A 19,142-nucleotide genomic window follows, 5' to 3' on the forward strand; every position below is an offset into this window, starting at 1 on the left:
TTAACCACGGAATCGCTCTAAAAACTCAGCACGCTTAGCTCGGGCAACAGGAATGGTAGCATCACTTGCTAATACTACATAGCCATCATTTAAATACTTGACAATGTGTGTGGTGTTTACAACGTAGGATTTGTGGATGTGGTAAAAATCGGGATGTGTAAGGAGTTTTTTAAAGTGACCTATGCTGCTAGAACTGAGAATGGGTTTGTGGTTCGTGAAATGAATTTTAGTGTAACCGTCCACGCCTTCACAATGAGTGATGGTCTTCACTTTTACAAACTCAAGACCGTCAGTAGAAGGAATGACAATCTTCTTTTTTTGGAAGTTTTCTTGACTTATGTTTTCCAGTAGTTGTTTATTCTTTAAGAGTGCATTTTTTTGCTCAATATTTATCGTTGCGTTAGTGACTGCTTCTACAAGGTCTTCATTATCAATAGGCTTTACTAGATATCCTATGGCGCATTGTTTAATAGCATCCAGCGCATACTGATCAAATGCAGTAGCAAAAATAATCTCAAACTGCGGATTTTTAAATTGCTCCAGTACGTCAAATCCGCTCATGCCAGGCATGGCGATGTCTATAAAAACCAGTTGAGGCTGTAGTTCATTAATAATATCAAATGCTTGAGCAGGTTTCTCGATAGTAGCAACTATTTCCAGCTCTGGACAGAAGCGTTCAATTTTATTTTTAAGTATAGCGATAGCCTTAGGCTCATCATCTATAAGAATGGTTTTAATGCTCATAAGTCCGTTAAATTTTGAATCCTTAGTTCCACGATTGTTCCTGTACCATCATTCAGTTCTGAGCGATCTTGAATAGAGTAGGAGATGTTCCAGTCACCGCTATCGTTTAAAATTTCTAATCGTTCTGCAAACACAGCACTGGAATGAGCCTTTGCAGTACCAGTAGTTTGCTTATTGTGTTTTTTAGTTCTGTTGATTCCTACACCATCGTCTTTTATGATGATTTGGTATTTGTTTTCTTGTGGAGTTTTTTTAAAATTTACTTCAATATTGCCAGAGGTTGTTTTATGAAAAATACCATGATTCACGGAGTTTTCTAACATAGGTTGCAACAACATAGTCGGGATGCTAAGGTCATTAACTTGTAATGATTGATCGACATTAATTGTATAAGATATTTTATCTTCAAATCTTAGTTTTTCAATATCTAGGTATTTTTTAATGAAGGCTATTTCTTCTTTGAGTGTTATTGTTTTGGTGCGAGAATAATCAAAGAAAAGCCTCATTAATTTTGAGAATTTAGTGAGGTAGTCTTCGCTTATTTCTACTTCGTTTCTTTGAATATAGAATTGGATAGCATTTAAACTATTATGCACAAAATGCGGATTCAACTGGCTGCGTAGTGCGTTCAGCTCGCTCTCATATTGTTTCTTTTGAGCTGCTAGTTGATCTTCTAGTTGTTGTTGTAAAAGTTGGTTTTTACGGTTGTTGAAGGTGATGAATAGACTTAAAATACCGACACATGTTATAACAATAATTAGAAAGCCGCTTATAAATATTAAATTATCACTCATATTGATCATTTAGACTAAGTGCATAAGTAATACATCCATATAAAACTATATTAATCATACTAATTACAAAATTCATTTCCCAATCTAATCTAGTAAGTTTAGGTAAAAAAAGCGTTAATGCCATTACTGTAACATGATAAACAAGTAGTCCAATTGAAATCCAAAAAGGTCTTAATTTTTTAAGATTATTATCTATATCAATTAAAAGTAACATTCTTAATAAAAGAAATACGGAAGATAGCACAACAATTGCTCGCGCTATGCTATTGAGTGGGAATTGTGTTTTTAAATTATGATAATAGGTAAGGTCTAAAATGAAGGCTGCAATAACTAAAATTATTGAAAATATAGCAAACCATTTGTTTTTCAAGTATAGATAAAACCACCATATAATTAATAATATTGAAATAAAACTTAAGGTGTCTGTAATCCTAGCTGTTGATTTCCAATACTTCCAGAGGATATAGTTTGCTATGGATTCTAGAATTACCGTAGTGAATAATAGTACAATTATTACTTTTTCTTTTGAATTCCAGAGAGCTTTAAACCTTATTATAGCTACTGTAGTAGCTGTAATAAGGCATATAGCACATAGGATTGTAGAAATGAAATAATATGTGTAATTCATTGTAGTTTCTATGGATTTGTAATTCCTAATGGAGGCATACCTGATGTACTTACATTAAATCCGTCAGCTCCAGGAATATTTGGTGGTACTGGATAAATTTGCATCGCCGTAGGATCGCTAGGAGGCATTCCACTTGGAAGGAAAAATATACTAGACACTATTTTGCCGTTGCCTAAATCTTTGGAACCTATGTATGCACGTAAACCTATGTTTGTATATCCAAGACTATCGCCATATTCTTCTATATATTTTAGGTAACATCTCATGTTTTCTACGTTAAAGTTGAATTCACGATAATCTTGATAAACAACTCCACTATTGTCTGTGAGTGAATCACCGTGTACTGCATAATGAGTTGCTCCATAAAGTGAATCTCTAGTAACGGCTACTGATCTCTCAATTCTCGAGGGATTTGAAGAGAAGTCTAATTCTGGACAATTTCCATCACTACATTCATTTACAAGTGGGACTTCCTTTGGTTCAACATCATCATCATGGCCACCTATCGGCCAGTTACAAGCGGTGACTAGTACAACAATACAAGCAAGTAATAAATAAGTAATTTGTTTAGTTTTCATAATAATGAGATTGGTTAGTTTTTAAAGGTATATGTTTTTTAACAATTGTTAGTATTGCTATGTTAAAAGTGAGTTGTTATTTTTAATTAGAGAACCAGCGCAACAGGATTGCTCCATGTCACGCTGTCCCCTTGAAATCTAATTTCTACAAGAATAGAACTCGGTAATTACAGCCGTATTTCCTGTAACTGTTCTGGATTCAGTAGTTACAGTTTGTGACCATCCTGTTTGATTAACTATTCTTACTGTGTATGTACCATCATCCAAACCAGAAAAGAAAATATTTCCGTTAATATCAGTGGTTGCTGTTCTTATTACTGAGTTTGACGCATCTAGTAATTCAAAGGTCCAATTATCTCCTATACTGTCTGTAGTTGCGTTGAACATCCTATCACAATTAACTTCTTCTAATACGTTTTGTACAGTTATGGTGTTGTTTTCACAACAGCCTTCGGCATTATTTGATATCACTACGTCGCCATCGCTAGTTACCATATCTCCAAGAAACGAGAACCCTAAAATTACCGCTCCTGTATTTATTAAACTTCCTCTTAAACTATAGCTACCAGCTGTTAATGGGAAATTACTTGCCGTCCATGCTGGAATAGCGGTTCCAGTCCATATGTACGTGGCACTGGTATCTAAGACCGTTCCTGTATTGTTATCAATTAACTCAAAATACATGCGATCGTCTGCTTTAAACACAAAACTAAAATCTACTTCAGTATCTTCCAGAACACAAAAGGAACGTTCAAAGACAAATGGTACTTGAATTCCAGCATTATTAACTGCGTTATTACACCCAAAAGTTCCATTAGGTCCCAGATCAAATGGCGCTAGAGTACCTGTTCCAGGTTGATTCACCCATGCACTACTTCCCATACTGCCAAAGTTCATCGAGTACGCATCATTTGAAAAAGTTCCTACAGCTGCATTTGTACATGGACTGCCTGGGCTTCCTAGAAATAATGGTGGTTGATTAATTACTTTCCAGAATGGATCTATTGCTCCAAAAGCAGCCGCAATAGGATCTCCATTTGCATCAATACCGCTTGATAAATTTAATACTCCTTTTAAATCACAGCCTTCAGGAAGTACTGGTCCATTTCCTATACACTCACAAAACTCGTTAATTGTTCCGTCCAGTAAAGTATCACCATTACTATCACACGCATCTCCTATGTTTGCTTGTAAATTAGGACAATCAGGATCTCCATCTCCTGTATAACCACATACTTCTTCTCCATCGCAGGAAAGAACCATAATAGCTAGTAAGCTTAGTCCTATTGTTTTAAAATTATTGATAATATTTTTCATGATTTCTATTTTAAGCCTCAGCCTGATATAAGGCTGAGGAGTTGATTATTAATTGTTATTCTGGACAGATTACTTTCATCTCAGTTCTACGATTGATTTGATGTTCTGCGGCACTACAATCAGTCCCATCTGCACAACGGTTTAAAAGTCTCGTTTCACCATATCCTATTCCTACTACACGATTTGCGTTAATACCTTGAGAAGCTATATAATCTCGTGCAGCGCTTGCGCGGTTTTGAGAAAGTGTTTTGTTGTATTCATTAGAACCTCTTGAGTCTGTATGAGAAGATATTTCTATACTTACGCCAGGATTATCTTTCATAAATTGTACAAGTCTGTTTAACTCAGGTTTAGCATCGGCTCTTATGAAATATTTATCTAGATCATAAAGAATGTTTTTTAAGGCAATCGCCTTACCACAATCTGCTTCTTCAAGACATACTTCTAGTTTTACAAACAGTGTAGTGCTACGATCATAATTCTCAGTAGAAATGGTTTCGGTTTGCGAGAAATAGTTAGCCTTTTTACCACGTAAAGAATACGTCGCCTTTTGCTTCACATTAAAGATGAATTCACCTTTAGAATCAGTCATGGTATTCTTTTGTTCTGCGACGGTAAGATTATTTAAAATAACAGACACTCCATCCAGTGCGGTTGTCGTATTACAAACCACTGCTTTTCCTTTTAAAATAAAATTGAGATCACTGTAAACAATTTCTTTTTGTAGTGTTTCATTAGATTTAAATTCATTTTTTACAGCTGTTGTTCCATCCAGATTTACATCATATAACTTCCCTTCAATGGTATAGTCATCCTTATTAATATCATTAAAAACTACGACCCCATAGGCATTTGACTTTCCAGTCTGTACTATGTTCCCTTCAGTATCTTTAAGAACGATGTCAGTGTCTGGTAGTAGCTCCTTTGTGAATTTATCTCTTGCTGTTACTGCAAGATTGTATTTGTCACAAACATTGCATTCTTCGCTATCATGTTTGTTGAGCTTATAAGTAATTCCGGCAAATACACCTACAGATGATATATCACAATCACAAGGTTCTTCTCGTTGCCTATAAGTACGTTGCGTGAGTATGTTCTGACCTTGATCACTATTGAATTCATGATATCCTGTAGAAACTCCACTTTCCACAGATTCAGTAACATTAAGGTGTCTCATATAATAAGCACCGGCATGAATTCCCCAATTATCATTAAAAAAGTAAGTGAATCTTGTTTGCAACTTAAAAGTAACCGCACTTCCCACGTCATAACCAGCATGAAAATTTACAGGTACAGTCGTGCCGCCTGGAGCAGCTACATCGTGTGTTAAACGGCCGCCTTTTATCGAGGCTAAACCAATACGAGTATTCAACTCTGCACTGAAATTTCTGCTAGCATTGCGATATTGGAAATCTGGTCCTATACCATAGAATATTCTGGTGATTCCATCTTCTGTTATGGTAGAGGTTGTAAATGCTGTACCGTCAAAATCTAACAAGCCAGAAGTAGGATAAATACTTTCAGGACTATTCTTAATATAATCTATATCTATTCCTACACCTATCCAGTTCCAGTAGTAGTCCACACTTATTCCAGCCTCAAGTCCACCATTGTAATCGATGTAAGGTGTGTTATTATGATACGTCGGGAAATCGTATCCTATTCTAGGTGAGATTTGAAAATAATTGTCTGTTGCATGATTTACCTGCGACCAGGCTGAAATACCACTTAGTAGTATTATCAATAAAAATAGTGGTTTAAAGAGTTTCATAATTAAAATTTAAGTTTTGATTAAAGTTATTTAAGTGCTTGAGCGATGATATAAATCCTTTGGCTAATTCTTAATACCACAGCTCAATCACTTGTAGTTCTTATTTTGAACAGGTCAAATATGCTATGTATCTTAAGTGTTAACTAGACGGAATTGATGATCGGTAGGTTTCATTACAGCATCGGTATGCATTAATGACTTATGGGTTGCTCATTTTGCTGTCACCTTGTCACAATTGTGTAAATGGTACTGCGTTTGAGTAGTGGATAGGGATGAATGATTACGCTTTCGCGAAAGCGTAAAAACAATAACCTAAAGAACATTATAAATTATGTCACAAAAAGGAACCATTAACGTAGCGGTGGAAAACATTTTCCCGCTTATTAAGAAGTTTTTATACAGTGATCACGAGATTTTTCTACGTGAGCTCATTTCAAATGCTACTGATGCAACTCTTAAATTGCAACACCTTGCCAGAATAGGTGAGGCAAAAGTAGAACTGGGCGACCAGCAAATCGAAGTTAAAATTGATAAAGAAGCAAAAACGCTTCACATCATCGATCAAGGTCTAGGGATGACTGAAGATGAGGTGCAGAAGTATATCAATGAAGTAGCTTTTTCTGGAGCTGAGGAATTTCTTGAAAAATATAAGGACACGGCAAAGGATAGCGGAATCATAGGACACTTTGGCCTAGGATTCTACAGTGCTTTTATGGTGGCAGACAAGGTTGATATTCTTACAAAGTCATTCAAAGATGAACCAGCAGTGCACTGGTCATGTGATGGGTCACCTAATTATACTATTGAGCCAGGTGAGAAGAAAGATTTTGGTACTGAAATTATTTTACATATTTCTGAGGACGAAACAGAGTTCCTTGAAGAATCTAGAATTACTGAGTTACTTAATAAGTATAACAAGTTCATGCCGGTTCCTATCAAGTTTGGAACTAAGACTGAAACTCTAGAAAAGCCAGAAGATGCTAAGGAAGAAGATCCAGCGCCTACTCAAGAGGTAGATAATATTATCAATAATCCTAATCCAGCATGGACCAAGCAACCTACGGAACTGGAAGATGCAGATTATAAGAGTTTTTACAGAGAATTGTATCCTATGCAATTTGAGGAGCCGCTATTTAATATCCACTTAAATGTAGATTATCCGTTCAATCTTACTGGGATATTATATTTCCCTAAAATGACTCAAGACTTGAATGTACAAAAGGATCGTATCCAGCTGTATCAAAACCAAGTTTATGTAACAGATAATGTTGAGGGAATCGTACCTGAATTCCTGACTATGTTACGTGGAGTAATCGATTCTCCAGACATTCCATTGAATGTTTCTCGTTCTTACTTGCAAGCAGATGGAGCTGTGAAGAAAATCTCCAGTTACATCACTCGTAAGGTGGCAGATAAGTTGAAATCACTATTCAATGAAGATCGTGCTGCATTTGAAGAAAAGTGGAACGACATCAAAATCGTGATTGAGTACGGAATGTTGAGCGAGGAGAAATTCTTTGAAAAGGCAGACAAGTTTGCACTGTATCCTACGGTAGGTGGTTCTTATTATACATGGGATGAACTTATAGAAAAAGTAAAACCAGCACAAACTGATAAGGATGATAAAACAGTTCTTCTTTATACTTCAAATAAAGAAGCGCAGCATAGTTATGTAACTGCTGCTGTTGATAAAGGGTATGAAGTGTTATTACTGGATTCTCCTATTATATCTCACTTGATGCAAAAGTTAGAAGGTTCAAAAGAGAATATTTCTTTTGTAAGAGTAGATGCAGATCACGTAGATAATTTGATTAAGAAAGATGATGATCAAATTTCAAAATTATCTGACGAGGAAAAAGAAACACTACAAAAAACAATCACAGATACAATTGCAGATTCTAGTTATTCAGTACAAGTAGAAGCAATGAGTAGTGATGCTGCGCCATTTATTATCACACAACCAGAGTTTATGCGTCGTATGAAAGAGATGCAGGCAACTGGCGGTAGTGGAGGAATGATGGGCTTTGGGAATATGCCAGATATGTACAACCTAGTGGTTAATGCAAATCATTCACTAGTGCAGGAGATTTTTAATGCAGAATCTGCTGAGAAAAAGGCAGGACTTATTAAACAATCTGTAGATCTTGCAAAATTATCTCAAGGATTATTGAAAGGTGAAGCACTTACTGATTTTGTAAAAAGAAGTTATGAGTTAATTAAGTAAGTAGAATTTAATAATAATTATAGCCGTTTATCTTTCTCGATAAACGGCTTTTTTTTAGAATTATTTAAAAATTTTAAATCTCAAAATGGTCCTATTCAAACACTCGATGTAGGAATTTGAGTTTTTATATAGCTTCATAAGGTAGTAATTTACTACAAATTATGCCGCAATAACGATTTCGTAATATAATATTTGTAGGAATTTGACATATAAAAGTTGATTAACAAATAATTAACATATTGAGCAATGCCTTGAAATTACTTAGCCGCTAGAATTGTTAACACATTCCTTAAATAATATTTTTACAATAGGTTTGGAATTGTCGATTATTCGCCTCTATCTTTACAATGTCTTTTTAAACGAGCTCAATTCTTTAAAAAGCAACTGGCAGATATCCCTATCTCCTGTCATAATTAACCCCTTAGATTAATGAACCCAGGTTCAAAGTATTTTTAGTTTGTAAGGCTAAGAATATTTGCTCACGAATGTGTTTTTTATTAATTCTAAATATTTAATTATGAAAAGAGTAATCCTGAGTGTTGCTGCACTCGCAATTGGAAGTTTTGCGTTTGCGCAAACTCCTCAGACAATCGCAGCACCTGTCCAACAGGTGTCACCTACAGCAACTGCTATTATAGGTGGTAACTTTTCTGATATCGATCAAAAAGGTGTAGGTAGTGATGCTACTGTTCAACAACAAGGAACCGCAAATGCTTCATTTATAGAGCAAACAGGTACAGATGCTGCAAATCGCAACAATGTAGATGTTCTACAATGGGGTAATGTACAACCTAGTATAAGCGGACATTTAAACTATTCTGATATCTTACAGAATGGAGCTGGCAATGATTTCATGGTAACCCAACAAGGTGACCTGAATGAAGTATTCGGTACTCAATCGGGACTTGATAACACCGCAATAGTGCAACAAGGAGCTGATGCTCCTCAACAAGCTGAAAGTAATCTTTCATTAGTAGATCAAGATGGTAAAGATAACTTTGCTGAAGTGCAACAGAGGTATGATAATAGTAAAGCAAGTATTTTACAACGTAATGATGTCGCTGCTGGAGTAGGTAACCGTTCATATCAAGAACAAATCGCAGATCCTAATATGTCATCAGGTCATGTAGCAATAGGAACACAGTATGGTGATGGTAACACTTTAGTTCAAATGCAACAAGGTGGACCGCTAGCCTCAGGTTCAGGAAACTATGCAGAGGCAAGTCAAGGTGATGCTATAGATGATGCAACAAATGCCTTTGCTCAACAGTTGCAACAAGGTGATGTGAATGAAGCTTATGTAACACAAAAAGGAACTGATAATACGAGCTTTCAAGAACAGTCTGGTAATCAAAACTTAGCTCAAGTAACTCAAGCAAATAATCCAGTAAATGGGTCCAATCTTTATGCTGAGCAATATCAAGAAGGTACGATCAACGTAGCAAAAACCGAACAAAACGGCGCAAATCATGAATCTTATCAAGAACAAAATGGTTATAGTAACCTTTCTGTTGTTTTCCAGCGTGGTGGTGTTAACCCAGCAGATGGAAATGTAGCAATCTCTATGCAGGAAGGGACATTTAATAATAGTTTTATTTCGCAAAAAGCTAGAGGGAATCATGCATTAGTAGATCAAACTGGAGATGGACAAACAAGTACCATTGAGCAAAACATCAATTCTAATTCAGCTCCAAATGGTGATGGGTTTAATACAGCCAGTGTTATTCAACGAAATGCAAACGTTCCTTTAACTCCGCAAATTCAAAGAGCGGCAGCAACTAGAAGGCACTTTTAATTTATAAACCGGTAGGGTCGGTTTAATAGTTCAAAGTTTGCTAAGGAAATTGAGAGTCTTAGCAGGCTTTTAAAACAAGTCAATCTCAATGTTTCAATTTAATAATTCTAAATATTTAATTATGAAAAGAGTAATCCTGAGTGCTGCTGCACTCGCAATTGGAAGTTTTGCGTTTGCGCAAACTCCTCAGACAATCGCACCTATAGTTCAACAATCGTCTCCAACGGCGGCAGCTACTATTGGTGGAAACTATTCTGACATCGATCAAAAAGGTGTAGGTAGTGACGCAACAGTTCAACAACAAGGAACTGCAAACGCCTCATTTATAGAGCAAACAGGTACAGATGCGGGAAATCGCAATAATGTAGATGTTCTTCAATGGGGAAATGTTGTACCAACTAGTCTAAGTGGACATTTAAACTATTCTGACATCATGCAAAATGGTGCTGGAAATGATTTCATGGCAACTCAACAAGGAGATGAAAATGAAATTCTTGGTATGCAAGTAGGTTTAGACAACTCTGCAATCGTACAACAAGGAGCAAATGTTCCTCAACAAGCTGAGAATAATCTAGCTAAAGTGGACCAAGATGGTAAAGATAACTTTGCTGAAGTTCAACAACGTTATGATGACAATGAGTCAAGTATTTTTCAACGTAATGATGCTGCTGCAGGAGTAGGTAACCGTTCCTTCCAGAGTCAAGAAGCAAATCCTAATCAAACAGCTGGTCATACTGCAATAGGTGAGCAATGGGGTGATAACAATGAGTCTGTACAAATTCAAGATAGTGGATCACCAGCATTAGGTGGAGCAAACTATGCAGACGTGAAGCAAGGTGATGCTACAACTGAAGCTTCTGGTGCATTTGCACAACAAGTTCAGTCTGGTGCAAGCAATGAAGCTTATGCTACACAATATCTAGCTAATGATACTTCTTACCAGGAGCAATTAGGATCAGATAACAAAGCTGTAGTAAATCAAAATACTGGAGGAAGTTCTTCAGGTGGAGATAACTTAGTTGAGCAGTATCAAGATGGAGATCGTAACGAAGCTCGATCTACTCAAAACGGTAACAATAATATGGTGAACCAAGAGCAATATGGTCAAGATAACTATTCTCGTGTATCTCAAGGTCATGGTCAAGTAGCTGGTAATATGGCAACTTCTATTCAAGATGGTTCATTAAACCACTCTGTTATTAATCAGCGTGCAAACGGTAACATGTCTATGGTAGATCAAACAGGTAACGGTCAAACAAGTTTAATTAACCAGAACGCTCCACTTGCAGGACAACCAGCACTAACTTCTGGGCAAAATAACGCAACTGTTATTCAGAGAAATGCAAATATTGCTTTAACTCCACAAGCTAGAAGAGCAGCGGCAACTAAAAGACATTCATTTTAATATATAAACCGGTAGGGTCGGTTTAATGTGATTTAAAGTTAGCTAAGGAATTTGAGAGCCTTAGCTGACTTTTAAAACAAGTCAATCTCAATATTTCAATTTAATTCTAAATATCTAATTATGAAAAGAGTAATCTTATGTGCTACGGCACTCGCAATGGGAAGTTTTGCATTTGCACAAACTCCACAAACAATCGCACCAATTGTCCAGCAAACGTCTCCAACGGCAGCAGCAACAATAGGTGGGAACTATTCTGACATCGATCAAAAAGGTGTAGGTAGTGACGCAACAGTTCAACAACAAGGAACTGCAAACGCTTCATTTATAGAGCAAACAGGTACAGATGCAGGAAATCGCAACAATGTAGATGTTCTTCAATGGGGAAATGTAGCTCCATCTAGTTTGAGTGGACATTTAAACTATTCTGACATCATGCAAAATGGTGCTGGAAATGATTTCATGGCAACTCAACAAGGAGATGAAAATGAAATTCTTGGTATGCAAGTAGGTTTAGACAACTCTGCAATCGTACAACAAGGAGCAAATGTTCCTCAACAAGCTGAGAATAATCTAGCTAAAGTGGACCAAGATGGTAAAGATAACTTTGCTGAAGTTCAACAACGTTATGATGACAATGAGTCAAGTATTTTTCAACGTAATGATGCTGCTGCAGGAGTAGGTAACCGTTCCTTCCAGAGTCAAGAAGCAAATCCTAATCAAACAGCTGGTCATACTGCAATAGGTGAGCAATGGGGTGATAACAATGAGTCTGTACAAATTCAAGATAGTGGATCACCAGCATTAGGTGGAGCAAACTATGCAGACGTGAAGCAAGGAGATGCTACAACTGAAGCTACTGATGCATTTGCACAACAAGTTCAGTCTGGTGCAAGCAACGAAGCTTATGCAACTCAAAAACTTTCTGGTGATACTTCTTACCAAGAGCAAATAGGTTCTGATAACAAAGCTGTAGTAGATCAAAACACTGGTGGAATTTCATCTGGTGGTGATAACCTAGTTGAGCAGTATCAAGAAGGAGATCGTAACGAAGCTCGTTCTGATCAAAACGGAAATGACAACATGGTGAACCAAGAACAATACGGTAGCGATAACTATTCAAAAGTAAAGCAACGTTATGGACAGAATGCTGGTAACATGGCAACTTCTATTCAAGATGGTTCAATGAACCACTCCGTAATCAATCAACAAGCTCATGGTAACATGTCTATGGTAGATCAAACAGGTAATGGTCAAACAAGTTTAATCAACCAAAATAACCCAACAACTGGTGCAGCTGCAGCAGCAGGTGGTTATAACAATGCAACTGTAATCCAGAGAAATGCAAATATTGCTTTAACTCCTCAAACTAGAAGAGTTGCTGCTTCAAAAAGACACACATTTTAATCTTTAAACCCGTAGGGACGGTTTAATTAATTAAGTAGTATTAAGGATGGCGATTGTATAAGTGCTATCGCCATCCTTTTTAATTCACATTCTAAATATCAATTATGAAAAGCTCAATATTAAATACCACAGCGTTAATTATATGTGGTGCAGCATTTGCTCAAATGCCACAAACGCCTCAAACCATAGTAGCTCCTATACAACAAGTTTCGCCTACAGCTGGCGCAACAGTAGGAGGAAACTACTCAGATATCGATCAAAAAGGAGTCGGTAGTGATGCAACAGTTCAGCAACAAGGAACTGCAAATGCATCTTTTATAGAACAAACAGGAACTGATGCGGGAAATCGTAACTCAGTTGATGTATTACAATGGGGAAATGTTACCGCTTTAAGTGGTCAAGAAAATTACTCAGATATTAAACAAAATGGTGCTGGAAACGACTTCATGGTTACTCAACAAGGAGACATGAACGAAGTATTCGGTACACAGGTAGGGCTAGACAATACAGCTTTAGTTCAACAAGGAGCTGATGTAGCTCAACAAGCTCAAGATAATCTTGCACTCGTAGATCAAGATGGTAAAGATAATTATGCTCAAGTTCAACAACGTTACGATAATAACGAATCAAGCATTTTACAACGAAATGACGCTACAACTGGTGTAGGGAATCGTTCTTATCAAAGTCAAATTTCAGACGGAAATCAATCTCCTGGTCATGATGCTATAGGTACTCAATACGGTGATGATAATGAATTAATTCAAACTCAGGATAGCGATTATGCTCCGTTTAACGGTAATAACTATGCTGAAGCTAATCAAGGAGATGCCGCAAATAGTGCTGAAAGAGCTTTTGCTCAACAAGTTCAAAATGGTGGTTATAACCAGGCTTATGCAAATCAGTATGGAGAAGATAATTCATCGTTCCAGGAACAAGAAGGAGCAGCAAACCGTGCTGAAGTAAATCAGAATACATCTTCAATAGGTGGTGATAACTATGCTGAACAATATCAAGCTGGTGGATTAAACTCTGCAATTGCTACTCAAAATGGAGAAAACCATAGTTCTCACCAGGAACAATATGGATTCTTTAATGAGTCTGTAGTGAATCAAAATGGTGGAGCAACCGTAGGGAATCAAGCTTTGACTATTCAATTCGGTTTTAATAATAATTCATTAGTTAATCAAAGTGCAAATGGAAACATGGCAGATGTTGATCAACTAGGAACTGGACACCAATCTGTTATTAACCAAAATGCTGGCGCATCTATGGCTCCAGGTGCTGGTTCAAATACAGCAACAGTAACTCAAAGAAATGCAAATGTTTCTTTAACTCGCCAAAGCCAAAGAGCTGCAGCAACAAAGAGACATTCTTTTTAAAATTTTGCTTAATTACTCTAACCGAGGAACTCTTGATAGTTCCTCGGTTTAAATTAAAACTATCGTTATGAAAAATGTATTCTTCTTACTGCTATGTATTGTATTCACTTCGTTAACAGTGTCGGGTCAGACTTATGTGGACGATACACAAGTGATTAATAATGATAATTTAAGAACAGCAAACGCTCAACTCAATGTAGCTTCGGTACAAAATAACACAGTTGCTACGACGCAATTTGTGAATCAAAATAGTGTGTTCATTGAACAAGTAGGGTCTGGAAACAACGCGATTATTAATGTTGCATCAGATGACAGTCAGATCAATCTTTATCAAAATGGCGCCTTAAACATGACCACTTTAAATTTAAGTGCCGACCGCATAAGAGCAAATATTGTTCAAATAGGTAACTCAAATTCAGTATATGACTATAGTGTACACGGTGCTCAAACACATAATATAAATGTCCTGCAAAATGGTGATTATAATACCACCATCAGTGCTGGCGCAAATGGAATATCAGAAAAAATGACTATTAGTCAAACTGGAATAGGGTCATCAGTTTATGTTTTAAGCTTTTAATTCTTCATGAAATTCATAACTAACATAATCATCTTTCTTTCCCTTTTTGCCTTGCAAGCTCAAACGCAGGTGCAAGAATCATTTTATAATAAAGAAGTAAGCGGTGAAATATTTCTAGAACAAAAAGGAGATTACATCTCTATCCAAGGTGTAGCGTCAAATCTTACTGACGTGTCTGCTAGTATTAGATATGAACTTTCAGTTTTTAAAAAAGATAGCCTTAATAACACCTCTAAAAATAAACAAGAAGGTCGTGGAGTATTAAACGCAAAAACAAAGGCCATACTCTCCACAACCTCAATTAACATCAACAACCCTTCAAAAGTTACCATCATGTTACTTATTTATAACACTGATGATAAATTGATAGGTAAAGATCTCAAAACACTTAAAGAGAATACCCGTCAACTCGAAGTGGAAAAAACGACCGCTTATGATGGAGTTGAATTTAAAGGAATAGTAATAAAAAAAGTTACTACTAAACCAGCAAGAGACTTCTATAAAAGTTTCTTTTCTGAGTATAATAGATATAAAATAAATGGTAATCGCATTGTTACCATTCAGGAAGAATTTGGACAAGGTAGAAGTTCACAAATAAATGTTTCTGTAGGTAGAGAAGTTGTATTTCAATTTTTTGTATCACCTAAAAAGAAATATTTGAAACAAATGGTTGAAATAGCGATAACTAAAGTGTATCAAAAATTTCTAGCCATTAAAGAACAAGAATCTAATTAAAATCAATAATCATGCTCACAAAAACTACAACATTGCTCTCGTTGTTCTTTTTAGTTTTCGCCTACACGGCGAGTAACGCTCAACAACTTACTTACAAACCTATCAATCCTGCTTTTGGTGGTGACACCTTTAATTATCAGTGGTTGATACAAAGTGCTGAGGCACAAAATCAATTTACAGATCCTGCAGAATCTGCAATAGATGAAGGTTCAGAACTAGATGCCTTTACTGAAGGACTAAACAGGCAACTGCTTAGCGGTTTTTCAAGACAAATTTTAAACCTTCAATTAGGAGATCAAGAATTAAGACCTGGGGTTTTTACCATAGGTTCTTATGAAGTTGAAGTCCTTGAATCTCTAGAAGGACTGGTTGTTAATCTGTTGGACACAAATACAGGAGATCAAACTCAAATTATTATCCCTAATAATTAGATAAAAATCTTACTGTAATGAAAAATTATAAAATCATCGTGGCACTCATGATGCTCACTATGTTGTTAACAGCATGTGGAGCATATATGAATCAACCACTAAGCACTCAACCGGCACGTATCGGTGAAGCGACTGACGTCTCAAAAAGACTCATTGCCTTACCTGAACCTAGTGCACCTGCATTTGTAGGAGTATATGAGTTTCAAGATCAAACCGGTCAATTCAAACAAGCGGAAAACGGTAGTACTTTTAGTAATGCTGTTACTCAAGGAGGAACGACTATACTTATAAAAGCACTTGAAGATTCTAAATGGTTTGCCCCTATAGAAAGGGAAAATCTCCAGAATCTTATGCAAGAGCGTAACATTATCTTAACGACAAGAAGAGATTTTGCAGCGCGTAGTAATACACAATTTAAAGACCTAGAACCTCTGCTTTACGCAGGAGTTTTAATTGAAGGAGGAATAGTTTCTTATGATACTAATGTATTAACTGGTGGAGCCGGAGCGAGATATTTTGGTGCTGGTGGATCTACTAAATACAGGCAAGATCGTGTCACGGTTTATCTAAGAGCTGTTTCTACTAAAACAGGAGCTATTATGAAAACGGTTTACGTTTCTAAAACAATATTCTCGCAAGCCGTGGACGCGAGCCTTTTTAGATATGTAAGTTTTAAAAGATTGCTAGAGGCAGAGACTGGTTTTACAAGAAATGAACCAGGACAACTCGCGGTTAAAGAAGCCATAGAAAAAGCTGTAGAAGCACTAATCATAGAAGGAATAGAAGCAGAATTATGGTACCCTAAAGGAGGAAAACCAGTTGCAGATCAAATGGTTGCAACTTATAACAAAGAAAAGGACGTTGCTGAAAATACTGATGTTTATCAACGCAACATCGTTGATAGACGTAGTAAATGGCGTGTTGATGCTGGCGCTGGAGGAACCTTAGTTAATGGAGATTATCCTAATGCTTATTATGAATATTCCCTAGCTGCTGGAGTTAAGTATAGCTTCTCACCTTATGTAGGGCTACATGCTTCGGTACATAAATTTAGATTAAAGAACACTGATTTATTCAATCGAGAGTTTGCAGCATCAGAGCTTAATGTGGAATTAACCATGTTGCCATATGATAAATTCACACCTTATGTCTATGGTGGAGCTGGAATAAATCATTCAAATTGGTTTGATAAGAATGACTTGAAAGTTCAAGCTGGTTTAGGATTGGAATACACCGTTTCTCCGTCAATAGGAATTAAATTATATGCAGATTATAATGCAGTTTTTGCAGACGATCTAGATTATATCGTAGCTGGACAGCGAGACGATCATTATCTCAAATTTGGTGCTGGTGTAAATATTTATATCGGTAATAATGAAGCCAAGGAGAATAATGAGAAACGTAAAGCGAGAAAATACCGTCGTACACAAAGACGTATTGAAAAAATGAAATTGAGAGTTCAAGCTGAGCAAGAGGTTGCTGGGGACACGCTTTCGCGAAAGCGTAACAACTCAAACTTACCAACTCCATAATTAAAAGATAGAAAAAATGAAATTACTGCAATATATAGCTGCAATCACTATCCTACTTTTAGTGTCAGGATGTAGCGAGGATAAATTACAAATTAATGGGAAAGGAACTCTAAAAGGTCGAGTAGTGGCCGATGAGACTTTCTTACCACAAGAAAACGTGAAAATTTCAACAAACCCTAATACCAACACAGTATTTACAGATGCTGATGGAATGTTTGAATTTGAATTAGAAAATGGTCAGTACTCTGTGCAAGCAGAGAAAGATGGTTTTTTAACTGATTTTGAAAGTGCAACTGTTGAAGTAGATGCGACAGTTGAGGTTGTTTTTGAACTAAAAGTTGAAACTGCAAATAATAGACCACCTGCAACACCTGTCCTAACCGTTCCAGAAGACAATGAAGTAGATGTCGCATCAAACGTTACACTAGAATGGACCGCTACAGATCCTGAAGGTGATGATCTTACTTTTACGGTTGAGCTTAGAAATACATCTACAAATACAATCGAGGTTTTTGAAGATATTACTGAGCCTATGCTTGATGTAACCGTCGAATTTGGTACTACTTATCTATGGCAAGTACGTTCTAATGATGGAATTAATCAAGATATTAATAGTGCTACTTTTTCATTTAGTACCACTGCATTCCCTACCAATAGATTCTTATTTGTGCGTAAAGTAAATGGTAATAATGTGATATATAGCGGTGATGATAATGGAACTGAGGTGGCACTTACTTCTTCCACTACTAATAGCTGGCGACCTAGAATTAATAGACAAGCTGGTAAAATTGCGTTTTTAAGAAATGTAGGCGCGGCAGTTCATGTGTTTACCATGAATCCAGATGGTTCCCAAGAGCAACAGGTGACATCAACAGTGGCTGTTTCGGGTTTTAACCTGGATGAAATTGATATTTCTTGGGCTACAAATGGTTCCTTAATTTATTATCCGTCGCTTAATAAACTTTATACCATTCAACCTAGTGGTGCTGGGTTATCATTATTTTATCAAACTAGTAATGGGAATTTAATTACTGAGGTAGATGTTAACGAGCCTAGAGTTGCGATAAAAACAAACGATTTTGCTGGTTATAATGTGGAAATACTTGTGCTCGATATGCAAGCAACGGTGATTGAAACTGTCATTAGTGGAATGGCTGGAGCTGCAGGTAGTGTCAATTTAAGTGCAGATAATACTAAGGTACTCTACACTCGTGATATATCTGGATTTGAGAACATCGCTTATAGACAACTAGATTCAAGATTGTTTGTTTATACTTTCTCTACCTCGGTTGAACTGGATGTTTCTTTTAATAAACCAATAGGTACAAACGATTTAGACGCGCGTTTTTCACCTACTGAAGGACTCGTCATATGTATGAATCAAGATAATGATGGAAACTCAGCACCTTTAATACAATCTCTAGAACTCTCAATTGCTGATACTAGGGAAGATTTATTTACAAATGCCATAATGCCAGATTGGGAATAGGCGCTCTTTATCCTTATGTAGTGAAATGCGTTAACTACATAGTGGACTTGAGTCCCTGAGCAAGATTCAAACATGTCTAGGGTAACTAACTATGATACTTACGCAATTATCAATAGTCCTGTGCCTATTCCGTTCTGGTATTTTTATAAACAGATAATGCCCAATTTAAGAATGTAGGGATTCTTTTATTGGGCATTTATCAATTCTAAATATCTTGAAAAGAAATGTTTTCTATTTTAAGATGAAACAAATTTATAGTTAAAGCATGTTCCACACAACTAGTTTAACATACTTTGACGTTTAACGGACTATTTTAACCTCTTTTTTAACTTTTTA

The 19,142-nt window shown here is 36.4% G+C and carries 16 protein-coding genes; 10 read left to right on the forward strand and 6 right to left on the reverse strand.

What is annotated here, in order from left to right; all coding sequences use genetic code 11:
* The 6 genes from ACSHWW_RS08510 to ACSHWW_RS08535 all read right to left on the reverse strand — a co-directional run bounded on the left by ACSHWW_RS08510 (position 1) and on the right by ACSHWW_RS08535 (position 5,832).
* A complete protein-coding gene (locus ACSHWW_RS08510) occupies positions 1–744 on the reverse strand; it encodes a LytR/AlgR family response regulator transcription factor (protein ID WP_435682016.1) in 744 nt (247 codons plus the stop codon).
* On the reverse strand, positions 741–1,538 hold the full coding sequence (locus ACSHWW_RS08515; RefSeq protein WP_435682017.1) for a sensor histidine kinase: 798 nt from the start codon (positions 1,536–1,538) through the stop codon (positions 741–743). The genes ACSHWW_RS08510 and ACSHWW_RS08515 overlap by 4 nt, the downstream gene beginning before the upstream one ends.
* Positions 1,531–2,166: a hypothetical protein gene (locus ACSHWW_RS08520; protein WP_435682018.1), complete on the reverse strand. Its 636-nt coding sequence runs from the start codon at positions 2,164–2,166 to the stop codon at positions 1,531–1,533. The genes ACSHWW_RS08515 and ACSHWW_RS08520 overlap by 8 nt, the downstream gene beginning before the upstream one ends.
* Before the next feature lie 8 nt (positions 2,167–2,174).
* On the reverse strand, positions 2,175–2,744 hold the full coding sequence (locus ACSHWW_RS08525) for a hypothetical protein (protein ID WP_435682019.1): 570 nt from the start codon (positions 2,742–2,744) through the stop codon (positions 2,175–2,177).
* A gap of 138 nt (positions 2,745–2,882) precedes the next feature.
* A complete protein-coding gene (locus tag ACSHWW_RS08530; RefSeq protein WP_435682020.1) occupies positions 2,883–4,061 on the reverse strand; it encodes an SdrD B-like domain-containing protein in 1,179 nt (392 codons plus the stop codon).
* Between the two features lie 55 nt (positions 4,062–4,116).
* The gene (locus tag ACSHWW_RS08535; protein ID WP_435682021.1) at positions 4,117–5,832 is read right to left on the reverse strand and encodes an OmpA family protein; all 1,716 of its coding nucleotides are present in this window, start codon (positions 5,830–5,832) and stop codon (positions 4,117–4,119) included.
* Between the two features lie 331 nt (positions 5,833–6,163).
* Here ACSHWW_RS08535 and htpG point away from each other — a divergent pair, with 331 nt between their 5' ends.
* From htpG to ACSHWW_RS08585, 10 genes are all read left to right on the forward strand, one after another.
* Positions 6,164–8,056, forward strand: coding sequence for a molecular chaperone HtpG (gene htpG / locus ACSHWW_RS08540; protein WP_435682022.1), 1,893 nt, complete (start codon positions 6,164–6,166; stop codon positions 8,054–8,056).
* A gap of 517 nt (positions 8,057–8,573) precedes the next feature.
* On the forward strand, positions 8,574–9,851 hold the full coding sequence (locus tag ACSHWW_RS08545) for a hypothetical protein (RefSeq protein WP_435682023.1): 1,278 nt from the start codon (positions 8,574–8,576) through the stop codon (positions 9,849–9,851).
* Positions 9,852–9,972: 121 nt separating this feature from the next.
* Positions 9,973–11,256, forward strand: coding sequence for a hypothetical protein (locus ACSHWW_RS08550; RefSeq protein ID WP_435682024.1), 1,284 nt, complete (start codon positions 9,973–9,975; stop codon positions 11,254–11,256).
* Between the two features lie 120 nt (positions 11,257–11,376).
* Entirely contained in the window at positions 11,377–12,660 is a 1,284-nt protein-coding gene (locus ACSHWW_RS08555) for a hypothetical protein (protein ID WP_435682025.1), read from the forward strand.
* 104 nt (positions 12,661–12,764) lie between these two features.
* Complete coding sequence (locus ACSHWW_RS08560; protein ID WP_435682026.1) at positions 12,765–14,039, forward strand: hypothetical protein; 1,275 nt, start codon at positions 12,765–12,767, stop codon at positions 14,037–14,039.
* A gap of 67 nt (positions 14,040–14,106) precedes the next feature.
* Positions 14,107–14,619 carry a hypothetical protein gene (locus ACSHWW_RS08565; RefSeq protein ID WP_435682027.1) on the forward strand — a complete coding sequence of 171 codons (513 nt, stop codon included), beginning with the start codon at positions 14,107–14,109 and terminating at the stop codon, positions 14,617–14,619.
* A gap of 6 nt (positions 14,620–14,625) precedes the next feature.
* Positions 14,626–15,354, forward strand: coding sequence for a CsgE family curli-type amyloid fiber assembly protein (locus ACSHWW_RS08570; protein ID WP_435682028.1), 729 nt, complete (start codon positions 14,626–14,628; stop codon positions 15,352–15,354).
* Positions 15,355–15,365: 11 nt separating this feature from the next.
* On the forward strand, positions 15,366–15,785 hold the full coding sequence (locus ACSHWW_RS08575) for a curli production assembly/transport component CsgF (protein WP_435682029.1): 420 nt from the start codon (positions 15,366–15,368) through the stop codon (positions 15,783–15,785).
* A 17-nt stretch (positions 15,786–15,802) separates the two neighbouring features.
* Positions 15,803–17,317, forward strand: a complete 1,515-nt coding sequence (locus ACSHWW_RS08580; RefSeq protein WP_435682030.1) for a CsgG/HfaB family protein — start codon at positions 15,803–15,805, stop codon at positions 17,315–17,317.
* Between the two features lie 16 nt (positions 17,318–17,333).
* Positions 17,334–18,806 (forward strand): carboxypeptidase regulatory-like domain-containing protein, encoded by a 1,473-nt coding sequence (locus ACSHWW_RS08585; RefSeq protein ID WP_435682031.1) that lies wholly within the window; start codon positions 17,334–17,336, stop codon positions 18,804–18,806.
* The last annotated feature ends 336 nt before the right edge of the window (positions 18,807–19,142 follow it).

The sequence above is a fragment of the Nonlabens sp. genome, assembly GCF_051251825.1.
GTDB lineage: Bacteria > Bacteroidota > Bacteroidia > Flavobacteriales > Flavobacteriaceae > Nonlabens.

Coding starts and splice junctions, on each gene's coding strand:
- ACSHWW_RS08510 (WP_435682016.1), bottom strand. CDS start 744: ATGAGCATTAAAACCATTCTTATAGATGATGAGCCTAAGGCTATCGCT.
- ACSHWW_RS08515 (WP_435682017.1), bottom strand. CDS start 1,538: ATGAGTGATAATTTAATATTTATAAGCGGCTTTCTAATTATTGTTATA.
- ACSHWW_RS08520 (WP_435682018.1), bottom strand. CDS start 2,166: ATGAATTACACATATTATTTCATTTCTACAATCCTATGTGCTATATGC.
- ACSHWW_RS08525 (WP_435682019.1), bottom strand. CDS start 2,744: ATGAAAACTAAACAAATTACTTATTTATTACTTGCTTGTATTGTTGTA.
- ACSHWW_RS08530 (WP_435682020.1), bottom strand. CDS start 4,061: ATGAAAAATATTATCAATAATTTTAAAACAATAGGACTAAGCTTACTA.
- ACSHWW_RS08535 (WP_435682021.1), bottom strand. CDS start 5,832: ATGAAACTCTTTAAACCACTATTTTTATTGATAATACTACTAAGTGGT.
- htpG (WP_435682022.1), top strand. CDS start 6,164: ATGTCACAAAAAGGAACCATTAACGTAGCGGTGGAAAACATTTTCCCG.
- ACSHWW_RS08545 (WP_435682023.1), top strand. CDS start 8,574: ATGAAAAGAGTAATCCTGAGTGTTGCTGCACTCGCAATTGGAAGTTTT.
- ACSHWW_RS08550 (WP_435682024.1), top strand. CDS start 9,973: ATGAAAAGAGTAATCCTGAGTGCTGCTGCACTCGCAATTGGAAGTTTT.
- ACSHWW_RS08555 (WP_435682025.1), top strand. CDS start 11,377: ATGAAAAGAGTAATCTTATGTGCTACGGCACTCGCAATGGGAAGTTTT.
- ACSHWW_RS08560 (WP_435682026.1), top strand. CDS start 12,765: ATGAAAAGCTCAATATTAAATACCACAGCGTTAATTATATGTGGTGCA.
- ACSHWW_RS08565 (WP_435682027.1), top strand. CDS start 14,107: ATGAAAAATGTATTCTTCTTACTGCTATGTATTGTATTCACTTCGTTA.
- ACSHWW_RS08570 (WP_435682028.1), top strand. CDS start 14,626: ATGAAATTCATAACTAACATAATCATCTTTCTTTCCCTTTTTGCCTTG.
- ACSHWW_RS08575 (WP_435682029.1), top strand. CDS start 15,366: ATGCTCACAAAAACTACAACATTGCTCTCGTTGTTCTTTTTAGTTTTC.
- ACSHWW_RS08580 (WP_435682030.1), top strand. CDS start 15,803: ATGAAAAATTATAAAATCATCGTGGCACTCATGATGCTCACTATGTTG.
- ACSHWW_RS08585 (WP_435682031.1), top strand. CDS start 17,334: ATGAAATTACTGCAATATATAGCTGCAATCACTATCCTACTTTTAGTG.